Here is a 15,174-nt window from a genome sequence, read left to right as displayed (position 1 = left end):
ATATGGCTTTATGAGCGAGGCTGGCTAATTATGCTTGCGCATTCTCTTTATCATCTGCACTTTGTAACAGTTTACGCACAGGAATAATTAATGCTGCAAGAACAACGGCACAAATAACCAATGCTATAGAGACGTGAGAGAAGAAATCAGGCATAACATCAAGTTTATCAGGACGAATATTTCCACCCATTAAACCTGCGGCTAAGTTACCTAATGCACTCGCACAGAACCATAAGCCCATAACCTGTCCACGCATTCTTGCTGGCGCTAAAATGGTCATCGTCGCAAGTCCTATAGGGCTTAAACATAATTCACCTAGGGTCAGCAATAAGATACTGGAAATTAACCATAATGGTGAAACACCGCTGCCTGTTGCAAGCACGCTTTCAGAGGCGTACATCATGACGGTAAAGCCACCTGCAGCGAATAAAATACCAATCACAAATTTGCTCATGCTACTTAAATTCATATTGTTGCGTGCTAGCATTGGCCATAACCAGCTAAATACAGGGGCAAGAATAATAATAAATAGCGCATTGACGGACTGGAACCAAACCGCAGGGATCTCAAAGCCCATAAAATTTAGATCAGTATAGTCGTTAGCAAATAAGTTAAATGAGGTTGGTTTTTGTTCGAATGCAGACCAGAACAGGGCCGCTGAAACTAATAATAGGAAGCAAACAAACAGGCGAGAACGGTCACTACTACTTAATCCTGCAAATAGGAATAAATAGATAAAATAGGCGATAACACTGCCGGAGATCACATAAACCATAAAATTGGCAACAATAACCGGATTAAATGGAATAGTGCCTGAAATAATTAAACCAACAATGGCAATTAATATCACAGCAAGTGCTAATACCCATTGTCCGACATTACGACGCACAACAGTAGGGCGATCCCAACTTGAATCTAAGCCAACTTCTTTATCAAAGCGACGCATTGTCGGTACGGCATAAAAGCGGAAGATCAGTAGTGCAACTAGCATACCAATACCACCAATACCAAAGCCCCAATGCCAGCCATAATCACGGACTAAGAAGCCGGTGATCAGTGGTGCGATAAATGAGCCCATATTGATCCCCATATAAAACAAGGAGAAACCACCATCGCGGCGTGTATCATCTTTTTTATACAGGGTTCCCACCATAACAGTGACACAGGTTTTAAATAGGCCTGTACCTAATACGATAAGCAATAAGCCGATAAAAAATAGGTTCTGAGACCAAAACGCTGAAAGTGCGATAGAAAGGTGCCCTAATGCAATAAAGATAGAGCCATACCAAACCGCAAGACGTTGTCCCAACCAATTATCAGCCAGCCAACCTCCTGGCAATGATGTTAAATAAACACCACCAGCAAAAATTCCCACAATAGCAGATGCCTGCTCTCGAGGAATATCCATACCTCCTTCATAAACGGTTGCAGCCATAAATAGGATTAATAATGGGCGAATACCGTAGAAAGAAAATCTCTCCCACATTTCTGTGAAGAACAGAGAGCTTAAAGGGTATGGATGGCCAAAAAAGGTTCGGCTTGATTTTGAGTGAGTAGATTGCATCTTAAATTCCCAAAAAAAACCTTTGCAGGTCGTTTGCAAGTAAAAAGAACAAAATATCAGTAGGAGGCAATACAGAATTATTTCATTCTGTTATCAATTGCTACTACATTTAATTAATATATTTTTAACACACTTTTAGTGAACTTCAGTGACTAAAAGCATATTTAATACTTTATAAACCATTTTTTAGTGCAAAAGTCGATAAAAATCTCATTTTGCAATAGTTAACCTTGCAATTTTTTGAAAAAAAAGGACAAGAAAAAGTAAAGAGGTGTAAACGTAGTGTGTAAATATTTTTCTTATTAAACAATAAATTATGAAAAATAAAATAAAAAAATTAACAATTAGACCTTTAAGAGAGAAAGTGTAATTTTTTATTGAAAAAAAACTATTAACTAAATCTATTGGTGGATTTTTTGACTATTTTCTTTGCGGGGTACGAAAGCTTATCCATGAGTAAATAAGATTAAAAAATACCACCGCAGCGGTGAAATAAAAAACAGCTCTAAATCCATAATTGGCCGCAACAAACGCGCCCATTAACGGTCCAGTAACATTTCCTACATCTCGTAAGGCTTGATTATAGCTGAAAATTCGACCAGCAATTGCAGGCGTAATATTGTATAAAATAAGCGTTTGTACCGCAGGTAACATGGCAGCGTTTACTGCACCCAATAAAAAACGTAATGCGCCTAGTTCCCAATAATTACTGACGAGTGCCATCGGAATAAGCATAAAAATAGATAAACCCAATGTGAAAATAAGCACCTTATCAGGGCCTATGCGATCACCTAATTTACCAAAACGAGGGGCACTAATTAAAGCGGCAATACCGGGAACAGATGCAATCACACCACTAATAAAGGCAAGATTACTGATAGAGCCGGCTAGATCACGGATATAAAGTGTTAAAATAGGCGTAACAGAGCCTGTTGCCACTTGGATAATCATGGTGGTGAAAAACAGGCAAATGACTAATCTTTTATTTTTGAGTGATGAAAAAACTTGCTGGGTGGATAATGCATCTTTTTTAGAAACAGGGGTAAAATTTTCGCTAACAAAAAATAGGGTCACTATAAAACAGATAAATAAAACCGCGGCTGTAATAAAGAAAACCGGACGTAAACCGTAGAGATCGGCAAGTATTCCACCAATTAATGGCCCAATTAATGCGCCACTTACCGCACCCGTAGAAAGAGTTCCTAATGCCCAACCACTTTTTTTAACGGGCACTTGTGTGGCGATAAGAGCATTAGCATTAGGCACAAAACCCCCTAATACCCCTAATAAAGCGCGTAAAATTAACAGTTGCCAAATATTTTGAGCAAAACCAATGAGTACCATGACGATCGCCATACCTAAGGCAGAACGTAATAGCATTAATTTGCGTCCTTTTCTATCTGACAATTTTCCCCAAAAAGGTGCCGCTATGGCAGAAAAGAGAAAAGTAATACTAAAAGCGACACCAGTCCATAGGTTTAAGGACTCATGATCTTTAATGCCAAGCTCTTCTACATACAATGGTAGAAAAGGCATAATCAAGCTAAAGCCGGCACCCGTTAAAAAACAACCAAACCAGACAATGTAGAGATTTCGTTTCCAAGAATTGTTGCGGGGCTTTAGGTTCATGTCACTCCTTTATCTAAGAATGTAAACGAAGCACATAAAGTGAGAATAATGGTGTTTGCGTTGTCTTTTTTATCTCAATGTTGGTTATCTATTCTTAAATAAGAATATCGCCATAATACAAAATAACAACGATAGGTAGTGCTTTATAATGTGTTTATTTGCAGGAAATAATAGTAGTGAGTATGGCTAATTTTATTATTTTAGTCTTGTATTTTAATCTTGGTTAAGAGAGTCAATCTGTTTGTCAGTGACTGTTTTTTTATTAAAACAGTCACTGATGGGGACTAGTGTACTTTCTTTATCTCATTATATAAAGAAGCTTCTCCAGGTGGGCGGGTTTTAAAACGACGGTGTAACCACATATATTGATCAGGAGCACGTAAAATTTCTTGTTCGACCACTTTATTCATTGCGATAGCGGTGTTTTCTTCACTATCGATGGGAAAATCAGCTACGGCAGGTGAAATAATCAGTTCATAACCTTTTGCTTCAGGTAAGCGCTTTGGTGTAAACGGGATCAGAGCCGGATGACTGGTTTTGACTAGAATATAGGTTCCTGTTGTTGTCGCTGCTTTATCTACGGCAAAAAGTGGGGCAAAGACACTCTTTCGTGGGCCGTAATCGTGGTCAGGGGCATACCAGAGGATCTCTCCAGCTTTTAAATTGCGGATCATACCTTTGACATCTTTTCTATCTAACATAAATTTGTTAGAACGCAAACGACCCCAAGTTTGTAACCAGTCCATAACTGGATTGTCATTAGGGCGATACACACCAATACCGGGGTTTAGCATGCCAAATATACGTGCACCTAACTCTAGAGTTAAAAAGTGTATACCAACGACAATAATACCTTGGCCAGTTTCTTGTACTTTTTGAATATTTTCTCTACCACTGATTTTAAACCAACGTTTCACACGCCAATCAGGCCAAAACCAAGCCATTCCTGTTTCAAATAGCCCCATACCTACGGACTCGAAGTTTTTATTCACTAACGCTTCACGTTCATTTTTAGGCATGTCAGGAAAACATAGCTCAAGATTACGTTCTGCTATTTGTACACGTTTTTTTAAAAAGACTTTAGATAAACGACCTAGCCGTGTACCCAACCAGTAGATAACGGGATAAGGGAGCAGAACGAGAAGATAGAGTAATCCTATCCCCAACCATGTCAGCCAATATTTGGGCTGTAAAAATGATGTTTTAAATGGAGGTGACTTTATCATAAGCCTATCTATTTACTATTTTTCCAATGAATATTCTATATTGTGACACTTTTTACCGCAGATCAGAAATTTTGTCATAAATTTGGCGCTACAATATCAATTCCTTGTAATGCGGTAACTAATTCTGCGATATTTTTAACGGCCATTTTATCCATTACTTTTGCTCGATGTACCTCAACTGTTCTGATAGAAACACAGGCAGTTTCAGCAATTTCTCGATTCATTAGGCCTTGAATAACATAATATGCAATATCTTTTTCTCTTGGTGTCAGTGAGGCATAACGGCGACGGATATCATCAGCCGTAAAGCGTGTTGCAGTTTCAGTAAAGGCGGATTTCAGTGCAGAGAGTAATGCATTGCTATCAACGGGTTTTTGTAAAAAATCAATGGCACCTTTTTTTATTTCTTCAACCGCCATCGGAATATCACCATGACCCGTTAAGAAAATCACTGCTAGCGTACTGTGTTTTTCAATTAAATATTGATGTACTTGTCTACCATCTGCTTTAGGCATTCTCATGTCTAACAGCACAACCCCTTGCTGATAAAGGTCAATATTATGGAGAAAATATTCGCTGTCATTCCAAACCTGCGCCGCATAACCTAAGCTTTCTAATAGAAATTGGCAAGCATCGGTGACGGCGAGATCGTCATCAACCAGATGAATTGTTGGCATTTTTCTTCCTCTAATTATTGTTATTGGGGAAAATAAGGGTGATTTTTAATCCAACATTATTTTGCTTATCTTTTTGATTTTCTATGTGAATATCAGCACCTTGTGAATTTAATAAGCGTTGGCAAATCACCAAACCTAAACCAAGACCTTCTGTTTTGGTGGTTTGAAAAGGGGAGAAAGGTTGTTCAAGCTGGCTATGGCTCATTCCTCCCGCATCATCTTTGATCACAATTAACAACCTATCAGGCGCTTTATGGGTGCTTATCTGTAGCACTTTAGTACCCGCCTGTAGGCTATTGGTGATCAAATTAGATAATATTTGCTCTAATAATGTTTCAGGTAAGTATAGGGTATCATGTTTATCAATCTTAGTGATCAGAGTCACTTGTGGATATTTTTCATCAATACGTAATAACCGCCAAATATGTTCAATACATTGGGCAATATTTTGTTCTGACAGTGGCACTGTATCACTATTTGCTGATTGCTTACCTACCCATAAACGTAGATTGCGAATAATATCTGCGCCACGTTGGGCTTGGTGGTCTATCTGTCGTAACGCGGGGAGTAATGGATGATTTTTGTTCTCTTTTTCTAGGCGGATCGCACTACCTTGGGCATAACTTTTGATCGCAGAAAGAGGTTGATTAAGCTCATGAGCAAAGCCTGACGCCATTTCACCTAAAATATTTAAACGCTGAGCTTGTTCTAATGCCTCTTTTTGCTCTCTTAAATGGATATGCGCTTGTTCTAATTGATGGCTACGTCTTCTGACCAAATAACTAATCCAGATTTGGTTGAAAACCAGTAAGATAATGGCACCCAATGATAATCCGATAATAAAACGGTGCTGGATAGCCCAAATTTTCGCATCTTGCCAAAGTTGTCGCTGCCTTGGGTGTTGGTTGACTTCTCGGAGTAAATTTTCCACTTGAGAATGAGAAGCGGGTGCCCCCCATTTCATGGCGTCGCTTTCATCATTGAGTAATGTTCGTGTCACTTTATCCACTAATGTGTCAGGAACAGTATCTAATGCAGCAAATGACCAATTAGGATAGAGCGGAGTACTGGTTAAACAAGAAGTATTGGTAGAATAATTTAATAATGGACGATAATCTTCTTTATTAATAAGACCTTCGTTATCCATATTTTCTAATAAACAAACTGGGATGATCGCTGCATTAATATCGCCATCACGTAATAAGTAAAGTAACGCATCAGCCGGAAAACCACTAAAACGTAATGTAAAATCCTGTTCAGGATCAATCCCTTCTTCACGCAGTGCTTTGTAACCTAACAGATATCCACCAAAGGCATCTGGTGCAATGGCGCCAACACGCTTTCCGACTAATTCATGAATCGATGTAATTGCGCTGTCTTTGCGCACCAAAATAAGGCTACCAATCACATTTCTTGTTGTGTTATCCGGCTCATAACCCGAGCGTAAAGAGAGTAACCAACGTAGCGGATATGCACTATCAAGCTGGACAAATTGCGCTGGATTCGTCAATAGAAAATCCACTCTCTTGTCTGCCACTGCTTGCTTCATTTCTGACAAGTTAAGTGGTAACAGCAGAAAGCTATCTGTGGGTATTTGTTGATCTAAGGTATCGATAAGCGGTTGCCAATGTCTTTGTGTTGAGGCGTCGCCTCGCAACGCTAACACACCAATAGTCCACTCTTTGGCAACCGCAGAAGAAGAGAGTAGAAAAAAGAGCAGTAATAAGCTCAAACTAGCGATTTTTTTTATCCCAATTGTCTGTTTTATCGTCATAACTATCTAATGTTAAATATTGTTTTGGATCAAGTTCGCACCGAGTATGTGGTAAACCACAATAGGTGGAGGACTCAGTAATTTTTACAATGCCATAAATACTTATTTTCTATTCCCTTCGCTCAATGTGGCAGGTATTTACTGAGTGATACTGGAGACAAATATGGATCTTGGTAAACGAAAATTCTTACAACAATTAGGGGTCCTTACCGCAGGTGCTTCACTGGTTCCTCTCTCTCAAGCAGGCATTAAACTATCCCCAGAGCGCCGTGAAGGCTCAGAGGATAAACGTTATGGCATGCTGATCGATCTGCGTCGTTGTGTTGGGTGTCAATCTTGTACAGTGAGCTGTACGATTGAAAACCAAACGCCACAAGGACAATTTAGGACGACAGTAAACCAATATCAAGTTGCTATCAAGGGGCAAGAGGGAATAACGAACGTCTTACTCCCTAGATTATGTAACCATTGTGACGAGCCTCCGTGTGTACCTGTTTGCCCTGTTCAAGCAACATTTCAACGCAAAGACGGGATCGTCGTGATTGATAATGAACGTTGTGTAGGCTGTGCTTATTGTGTGCAAGCATGTCCTTATGATGCCCGTTTTATCAACCATTCCACTCAGACAGCCGATAAATGTACTTTTTGTGCTCATCGCCTAGAAGTTGGGTTATTACCTGCCTGTGTTGAATCTTGTGTGGGGGGCGCTCGTATTATCGGTGATATGAAAGATCCACACAGCACAATAAGTAAAATGATCCGCGAGCATGAACATGAATTAAAAGTACTTAAACCAGAAAGTGGCACCTTGCCACAAGTTTTTTATCTTGGTTTAGATGATGCATTTGTGCAGCCATTAGTTGGACAAGGGCAACCCGCATTATGGCAGGAGGTTCACTCATGATTTCATCCGTTTCGCAAATTCAAGAAGTGATAGCGATCCCCCAAGAATACTTTTGGTTACCTTGGGCAGTGCAATATTTCTTTTTTATCGGCATTGCGTGTTGCGCAACACTTTATGCATGTTGGCAATGTTGGAAAGGGCGTACAGGTAATCCTCGTTTAGAAGCTGTTGCGGTTTTTATTGCTGTTACGGCGGGGATCACCGCCCCTTTAGCATTAACCGCTGATCTCCATCAAACCGCACGTGTTTGGCATTTTTATGCTTATCCAACTCCTTGGTCGTGGATGGCATGGGGATCACTATTACTGCCACTCTTCTCTGCATTTAGTATTTTGTACTTTATTGCCATGGTCGTGCGTTTAGTGTGGAAACGTGAATATAAGTTAACGCGTTGGGTTGCTTTAGCTTGCGCCTTAACCTCGATAGGTTTATTGCTCTATACCGGCCGTGAAGCTTCTATTTTAAAAGCAAGACCGGTGCTTTATACCTACTGGCTGCCGATATTACTGTTTTTTAGTGCCATGCAAGTATTGCCTACGCTATTAGCATTAGGTACGCGACGAGAGCCTGTGTATCAGCGTGAACTGGCTATGTGGTTTATCGGATCTTTAATGTTACTTGCTGTATGTACAGGTTTTTGGATTGCGGGGGATACTATTTCAGGACAAGCCATTAGGCAACAATTGGCAATAGGAAGTTTAGGCTGGTGGAGTGCGATAGGGGTTATTGCCTTATGGATAGTGTCTGTTGCTATGGGCGGATTAATGGCAAAACAGGCACGCTCAGTGGCATTTATTACCGTAATGGCTTTTATTTCAATGGGATTGGCGTGGGTATTACGTTGGCTAATGTTAATGGGAAGCCAATATATTCCCAAATATAACATTATTACCAATCCTTATCAGTTCCCGCTGGGTAATGATGGATTATTAGCGATTGTTGGAACATTTGGGCTTTGGATAGCGTTAACCATTATATTCAGAGAAAGTATTCGTTGGGTTGTCAGGAGAGTACAGCATGGCTAAGTTTACAAGACGTCAATGGCTTAAAGGTGGATTGGTTATCGGTGGTATTGCCGCATTTGCTGCCAGTTATCGCGATGTTGCTAAGCGTGCTGTCGACGGTCTCGTTGATGGGACATCTGGTAAGGTTACTTTGGATAGGATCAACGGTAACTCTTTATTACCAGAAGGTAAAATCACGGCGAAAGCGAATTGGCAACCTAATACCAATCAAGCTGTTTGTATGACTCAGTGCTTTGGCTGCTGGACTCAGTGCGGTGTGCGTGCGAGAGTCGATCGTAACAATAATCAAGTATTACGTATTGCAGGAAATCCTTATCACCCATTATCTCAGGATATCCATTTTGGTTATAACATGCCAATAAAAGAAGCCTTTGAAAAAATGGGGGGCGAAAGTGGTTTAGCTAACCGCTCTACGGCTTGTGCTCGTGGTGCGACGATGATGGAAAGCCTCGATAGTCCTACTCGTATTCTTGAACCCATGAAACGAGTGGGTAAACGAGGTGAGGGGAAATGGCAACGAATTAGCTTTGAGCAACTGATCAAAGAAGTGGTTGAGGGGGGCGATTTATTTGGTGAAGGGCATGTTGATGGCTTACGTGCTATCCGCGATTTAGCAACACCCATTGATCCTAAACAGCCAGCCCTAGGACCTAAAGCAAATCAGTTATTAGTTACTAATGCTGGGGATGATGGCCGAGATAGTTTTATTCGTCGCTTTGCTCAAAATGCCTTTGGTAGTAAAAATTTTGGGGCTCATGGCTCTTATTGTGGATTAGCGTATCGTGCCGGCTCCGGTGCATTAATGAATGATCTGGATAAAAACGCTCATGTGAAGCCTGATTGGGATCATGTTGAATTTGCACTATTTTTAGGTACCTCACCTGCGCAATCAGGTAATCCATTTAAACGCCAAGGTCGCCAATTAGCGAATGCGCGTATTCGTGGCTCATTTAACTATGTGGTTGTGGCACCTGCTTTGCCATTAACCACCACGTTAGCTAATGATCATGGCCATTGGGTACCCGTGCAACCGGGAACAGATGCTGCTTTAGTGATGGGTATGATCCGCTGGATCATTGAAAACAAACGCTATAATGCTGAGTATTTATCGGTGCCCAGTGAAGTGTCGATGAATAATGTTGGAGAGCGAAGCTGGACTAATGCGACACATTTAGTCATTAGTGATGAAAATCATCCACTGTCAGGGCAGATGTTAACCGCCGCGCATCTTGAGGATATTGCCGATGATGGCGAAGCGCAAAATATGGTTATAGCCCTTAATGGACAGCTTACAGCAGCGACGCAAATAGACAGAGCACAGCTTTTTGTTACTCAAAAAGTGACATTAAAAACAGGTATTGAGGTTACAGTAAAATCAAGTTTCCAATTATTAACTGAAGCTGCAAGTCGCATGTCATTGGCGGAGTATAGTGAACGTTGTAAAGTACCTGAAAGCACTATTGTTGCCTTAGCGCGTGAATTTACTGACTACGGACGAAAAGCTGCGGTTATCTCACATGGTGGCATGATGGGGGGAAATGGTTTCTATACGGCGTGGAGTGTCATCATGCTAAACGCTTTAATTGGAAATCTAAACCTGAAAGGGGGAGTATCTGTCGGTGGAGGTAAATTTAATGGTGCGATAGATGGCCCTCGTTACAACATGGATAGCTTTAAAGGCAAAATTAAGCCTAAAGGAATGGTGCTATCGCGCAGTAAAGCGGCCTATGAACAATCTGATGAATATCGTGAACGGATCGCGAAAGGGGAGTCACCTTATCCTGCTAAAGCACCGTGGTATCCGTTTGCCGCAGGGCAATTAACAGAGCAACTGGGATCGGCATTAGCGGGTTATCCTTATTCATTAAAAGCATGGATAACCAATATGACGAACCCGCTATACGGTATTGCAGGTATTCGCCAAGTTATGGAAGCGCGTCTTAAAGATCCACAGCATCTACCATTGATTATTGGTATCGATGCTTTTATGAATGAGACCACTGCACTGGCGGACTATATTGTGCCTGATACGCATAACTTTGAAAGTTGGGGATTTAGTGCGCCGTGGTCTGGTGTACAAGTCAAAGCCAGTACGGCACGTTGGCCGATTGTAGAGCCTCGTGTGGCGAAAACAGCCGATGGTCAACCTATATCAATGGAAACTTTCTGCATTGCGGTTGCTAAAGCATTAGACTTACCCGGCTTTGGTGAAAATGCGCTAGAAGATAAAGATGGGCATTTCCACGCAATTAATAGTGCTGAAGATTATTATCTGCGTGTAGCGGCTAATATTGCCTTTATGGGCGAACAGCCTGTAGCACCTGCCAGCCATGAAGATATTTTATTAAGTGGTGTCGATCGTATTCTTCCTGCTATTACTGCCACTTTAAAAGAAGAAGAAGTCCTAAGGGTGGCGAATATTTATACTCGTGGTGGGCGTTTTGCTCCTTATGATAAAGCATGGAATGGTGATGCGACAGGCCCGCAATGGAAGAAACCATTACAGATCTGGAATGAAAATGTAGCGAAGAATCATCATGCTATTACCGGTGAGCGATATAGTGGTTGCCCAACTTATTATCCACCGCGTTTATCTGACGGTAGCGATATACATCAACATTTTCCACAAGAGCAATGGCCATTAAAACTGATGTCCTTTAAATCTCATGTGGTAAGTAGCTCAACGGGCATGATCCAACGTTTAAGAATGGTAAAACCAAGCAATTTAGTCGCGATTAATCCGCTAGATGGTAAAAAATGGGGGATCAAGCATGGTGATAAAGTGCGCATAGTGACCCCTGGTGGAGAGGTTGAGGCTGAAATTAGTTTATTAGAGGGGGTTATGCCTGGAGTGTTAGCGATTGAACATGGTTATGGGCATAAAGAGCTAGGCTCACGTCAACACTATTTAGATGGGCAACCATTAGCTATGGATAAAGCAATAGGTAGTGGTATTAACTTAAACGACTTAGGCTTTGCTGATCCAACACGAGAAATAACGAATACTTGGTTAGATTGGGTTTCTGGTGCCTCTGTACGTCAAGGATTACCGGCAAAGATTGAGCGTATCGCCTGATAGTATGTCGCAATAGTGTCTTTTTGTTGTTGATGACTCTATTGGTGCTCACTTCACTCTAGGATAGCTGTAAGAGTGAAGTGAGTCATTCTATGACATATTGTGCTTATTAATATGTTTAGTGTCATATTGAATATGAAGAAGATTTTTTATGTTATAAAACATTGCTCTTAGGTGATTAAATATTTTTAATTTTTGATATATTCACCCATATTTATAATCCTATTATAGAGTTCAATGTTAAGTAATAGGAATTTGTTATTCCTCCAATTAATTAAACTATTAGCTTCATAATTTCATTCCATAAAATATATCAATCATTAAACGATAAGTTTGTATTTATTTCTCATAGATATATTTTAATATATTATATATAAAGAAGAGTTCAATTCTATTTTTTACATTTATTTTTTCAGTAATATGTCTTTTATGCGAATAAACGGTGCTATTGCTAATTTTTAATTTTTTGGCAATTTGATAGTTAGGCAACTCTCCCATCCAGTAATTTATGATTTTTTGTTCTTGTATGCTAAATATTGAGCAAAGAGAATGTTTATAAGTGGGGAAAAAAACTTGGCAACGAGAAGTTAATGTTGATGTTCTCTCTAATACCCAAGGTAGTACTCGTTTAGCAAGGATAAAACAGTTATTTGTCAAGGCGATAGGTCTATCTTTGTCTGGATAGTTGGCATCAATATAGAGGTATAAACGACACTCTTGAGTCAGTGAAAAGAAATATTGTAAGTGCTGACAATGTGCCACTTCACGACAATATTTAGTGAGATCAATAAAAATAATATCAGGCATAGAGTTATTAATATAATGATTAGCTTCTTCAATAGAAGACATATCAATAATTTCATGCCTTACATTTTTTTTTAAGAAGAAATGCCGAATACCATTACGAGTAAAGTAACACTCATCAATAATTAATATTTTCACTAATAACTTCCTTGTGATATCTATTTTCAAGTTATTAAAATAAAGATAACATAGTTTTATGTCAATTCGGGTTATATATCATTTTGTGAAAGATATATCGAATAAAAAGAAAATTATAATAACTTAATTAAATATAAATTAATTTATAATAATAACTAATTAAAAAAACAGTATGAAAAATTAAAATGTTAGGGATAGATAATAGAGATAAACGAAATAAAAATGAAAGGTGATTATAACAATAAAAACGAGACAGGAGTACGAAAGTACTCCTGCTTGGTGTCTTAATGCTTTTCTCGAACTTATCTTTTTATCAATGCTTGGTGTTGTCTGATACAAAATCTTCAGATGATTCAATTTTATCAATACCTGCTTGAAGAATATAAATCAACTGTTTTGCTACATCAGTAGTAAGCCAAAGTGTTTTATCAACCACTGCATTGTCTGGATGGTGTTCGTTTTCAGGAAGATAATGTAAACGTAGCATCATCGCATCATAGATATCTACAGTGCTAATATCCCAGCCTACAACAGGATGTGTTTGAATAACTTCATTTTTTCTACTCATAATACCTCCTAATCATACAACCGGTTTTGACTAAGAGAGAAGCCCCCACTAAGTGGTTACTTTCCAGTATACGAAATTTGGCGCAATAAAAAAGCTAAATTTTGATGAAAAATGGAAAAGTACAACGAGGAATAGCAAAAAATATGCACCATAACTATCCCAGATAAGGGGTTATATGGTGCATAAAGAGAAGATATCAAGTCACTAATTGATTAATTGACACTAATATCCCAATGAATATCTTCATTTGCTAAGAAGGGGATTAATGCTTCATCACCATTCATAATTTCTGCAGGTGCAGTAACGGATTTTTCCGTTAAGGTAATAGTGCCTTCATTAACCGGTAAACCATAAAAACGTGGACCATTGAGTGAACAGAAGGCTTCAAAGTGAGAAAGGGCATTGAGCTCTTTAAATACGCTAGCATAAGCTGCTAAAGCGGTGGGGGCGTTAAACACGCCAGCGCATCCACAAGATGATTCTTTGCGATGTTGTAAATGAGGCGCGGAGTCAGTACCTAAGAAGAAACGCGAATGGCCTGATGCAACGGCTTGCCTTAATGCCTCTTGGTGTACATTACGCTTAAGGATAGGTAAACAGTACAAATGCGGTTTCACACCACCGACAAGCATATGATTACGGTTAAACATTAAGTGTTGTGGTGTAATAGTTGCACCAAGAAATTCATTTCCCTCTAAGACATACTGTGCCGCTTCTTTGGTGGTGATATGTTCAAAAACAATTTTTAAGGCAGGAAATTGTTTGCGAACGGGAGCCATCACGTTATCAATAAAACGAGCTTCTCTATCAAAAATATCGATATCTGATGCAGTAACTTCCCCATGAATAAGCAATGGCATACCTATTTTTTCCATTACACTAAGAATAGGATAGATTTTATTGATATCGGAAACACCATGGCTAGAATTTGTCGTCGCATTGGCAGGATAAAGTTTACAAGCAGTAAATACGCCTTGTAAAAAACCTTGTTCAACTTCTGATGGCAGAGTGCTATCCGTTAAATAGCAGGTCATTAATGGTTCGAATTTATCGCCACTAGGAATAGCTGCTTTTATGCGATCACGATAACGACGGGCGGCTTCAATGGTGGTGATCGGGGGAACAAGATTTGGCATTACGATAGCTCTGCCAAAATAACGACTGGTATAAGGAACAACGGTTTTTAGCATGTCATCATCACGAAAGTGAACATGCCAATCATCAGGACGGCGAATAGTGAGGGTGATAGGTTGTGCAGTGGTCATATACCGGCTCCGTGTGTCTTAGGAAAATCGAAAGATCAACGATTGGATTGGACTGGATAGTCAAGCCGGAAATGAATAGTAATACGAAAACGATTAAATAGCTACCTTTTAATGGTATTTTTTTATTGTGTGTGAGGGAAAACAGAGAATAAAATCAAATAGTTACGAGGGTAATACTAATAGAAATGGCTCCTCCAACTGGACTCGAACCAGTGACATACGGATTAACAGTCCGCCGTTCTACCGACTGAACTATGGAGGAACATCATTAAGTGGCGTGTATCATATAGTGGTAAAATTGAGATGTCAAAGGCCAATCGTAGATATTTGTTTAAATGGATAGATAAACAGCAAGTTGCATCAATTATCAGCGAATAATGAACAAGATGCCGGGATTTATAGGATGAAACAGAGAAAAATTTATTTTTCAGTATGCTCAGTGTGGGATGCTATCGGCTAAAAAGCAAAAAGCCCGCATAAAGCGGGCTTCTCTAAATTTGGCTCCTCCAACTGGACTCGAACCA

The 15,174-nt window shown here is 39.6% G+C and carries 11 protein-coding genes and 2 tRNA genes (1 of these 13 running past the window's edge); 3 read left to right on the top strand and 10 right to left on the bottom strand.

Features of this window, described 5'->3' with window-relative positions:
• Positions 1-28: 28 nt before the first annotated feature.
• The 5 genes from HMPREF3129_RS04715 to ttrS all read right to left on the bottom strand — a co-directional run bounded on the left by HMPREF3129_RS04715 (position 29) and on the right by ttrS (position 6,870).
• Positions 29-1,564, bottom strand: coding sequence for a peptide MFS transporter (locus tag HMPREF3129_RS04715; protein WP_004250754.1), 1,536 nt, complete (start codon positions 1,562-1,564; stop codon positions 29-31).
• Positions 1,565-1,984: 420 nt separating this feature from the next.
• Positions 1,985-3,193 carry a multidrug efflux MFS transporter MdtG gene (gene mdtG / locus HMPREF3129_RS04710; protein ID WP_004243586.1) on the bottom strand — a complete coding sequence of 403 codons (1,209 nt, stop codon included), beginning with the start codon at positions 3,191-3,193 and terminating at the stop codon, positions 1,985-1,987.
• 284 nt (positions 3,194-3,477) lie between these two features.
• The gene (locus HMPREF3129_RS04705) at positions 3,478-4,419 is read right to left on the bottom strand and encodes a Kdo(2)-lipid IV(A) acyltransferase (protein WP_004243585.1); all 942 of its coding nucleotides are present in this window, start codon (positions 4,417-4,419) and stop codon (positions 3,478-3,480) included.
• 74 nt (positions 4,420-4,493) lie between these two features.
• On the bottom strand, positions 4,494-5,096 hold the full coding sequence (ttrR, locus tag HMPREF3129_RS04700) for a tetrathionate respiration response regulator TtrR (RefSeq protein WP_004243584.1): 603 nt from the start codon (positions 5,094-5,096) through the stop codon (positions 4,494-4,496).
• A 10-nt stretch (positions 5,097-5,106) separates the two neighbouring features.
• Complete coding sequence (ttrS, locus tag HMPREF3129_RS04695; protein ID WP_036918567.1) at positions 5,107-6,870, bottom strand: tetrathionate respiration histidine kinase TtrS; 1,764 nt, start codon at positions 6,868-6,870, stop codon at positions 5,107-5,109.
• 163 nt (positions 6,871-7,033) lie between these two features.
• On the opposite strand from ttrS, the gene ttrB reads away from it, so the two are divergent.
• From ttrB to ttrA, 3 genes are read left to right on the top strand one after another with little or no spacing between them, the layout of a single operon-like run.
• Entirely contained in the window at positions 7,034-7,774 is a 741-nt protein-coding gene (gene ttrB / locus HMPREF3129_RS04690) for a tetrathionate reductase subunit TtrB (RefSeq protein WP_004243581.1), read from the top strand.
• Positions 7,771-8,799: a tetrathionate reductase subunit TtrC gene (gene ttrC / locus HMPREF3129_RS04685; RefSeq protein ID WP_004243580.1), complete on the top strand. Its 1,029-nt coding sequence runs from the start codon at positions 7,771-7,773 to the stop codon at positions 8,797-8,799. The genes ttrB and ttrC overlap by 4 nt, the downstream gene beginning before the upstream one ends.
• Positions 8,792-11,875, top strand: a complete 3,084-nt coding sequence (gene ttrA / locus HMPREF3129_RS04680; RefSeq protein ID WP_036918565.1) for a tetrathionate reductase subunit TtrA — start codon at positions 8,792-8,794, stop codon at positions 11,873-11,875. Before ttrC ends, ttrA begins: the two co-directional genes overlap by 8 nt.
• Positions 11,876-12,214: 339 nt before the next feature.
• On the opposite strand, the gene HMPREF3129_RS04675 is transcribed toward ttrA, so the two are convergent.
• From HMPREF3129_RS04675 to HMPREF3129_RS04655, 5 genes are all read right to left on the bottom strand, one after another.
• The gene (locus HMPREF3129_RS04675) at positions 12,215-12,817 is read right to left on the bottom strand and encodes a response regulator transcription factor (protein WP_004243578.1); all 603 of its coding nucleotides are present in this window, start codon (positions 12,815-12,817) and stop codon (positions 12,215-12,217) included.
• A 313-nt stretch (positions 12,818-13,130) separates the two neighbouring features.
• Positions 13,131-13,385 (bottom strand): biofilm formation regulator BssS, encoded by a 255-nt coding sequence (bssS, locus tag HMPREF3129_RS04670; protein ID WP_004248355.1) that lies wholly within the window; start codon positions 13,383-13,385, stop codon positions 13,131-13,133.
• Positions 13,386-13,597: 212 nt separating this feature from the next.
• A complete protein-coding gene (gene pyrC, locus HMPREF3129_RS04665) occupies positions 13,598-14,650 on the bottom strand; it encodes a dihydroorotase (RefSeq protein WP_036895236.1) in 1,053 nt (350 codons plus the stop codon).
• A 186-nt stretch (positions 14,651-14,836) separates the two neighbouring features.
• Positions 14,837-14,912: transfer RNA gene (locus tag HMPREF3129_RS04660), tRNA-Asn, on the bottom strand.
• A 236-nt stretch (positions 14,913-15,148) separates the two neighbouring features.
• Positions 15,149-15,174: transfer RNA gene (locus HMPREF3129_RS04655), tRNA-Ser, on the bottom strand (it continues 45 nt past the right edge of the window).

It is taken from the genome of Proteus sp. HMSC14B05 (genome assembly GCF_001808035.1).
Classification (GTDB): Bacteria; Pseudomonadota; Gammaproteobacteria; order Enterobacterales; family Enterobacteriaceae; genus Proteus; species Proteus mirabilis.
This window is presented reverse-complemented; position numbering and strand designations above follow the sequence as displayed.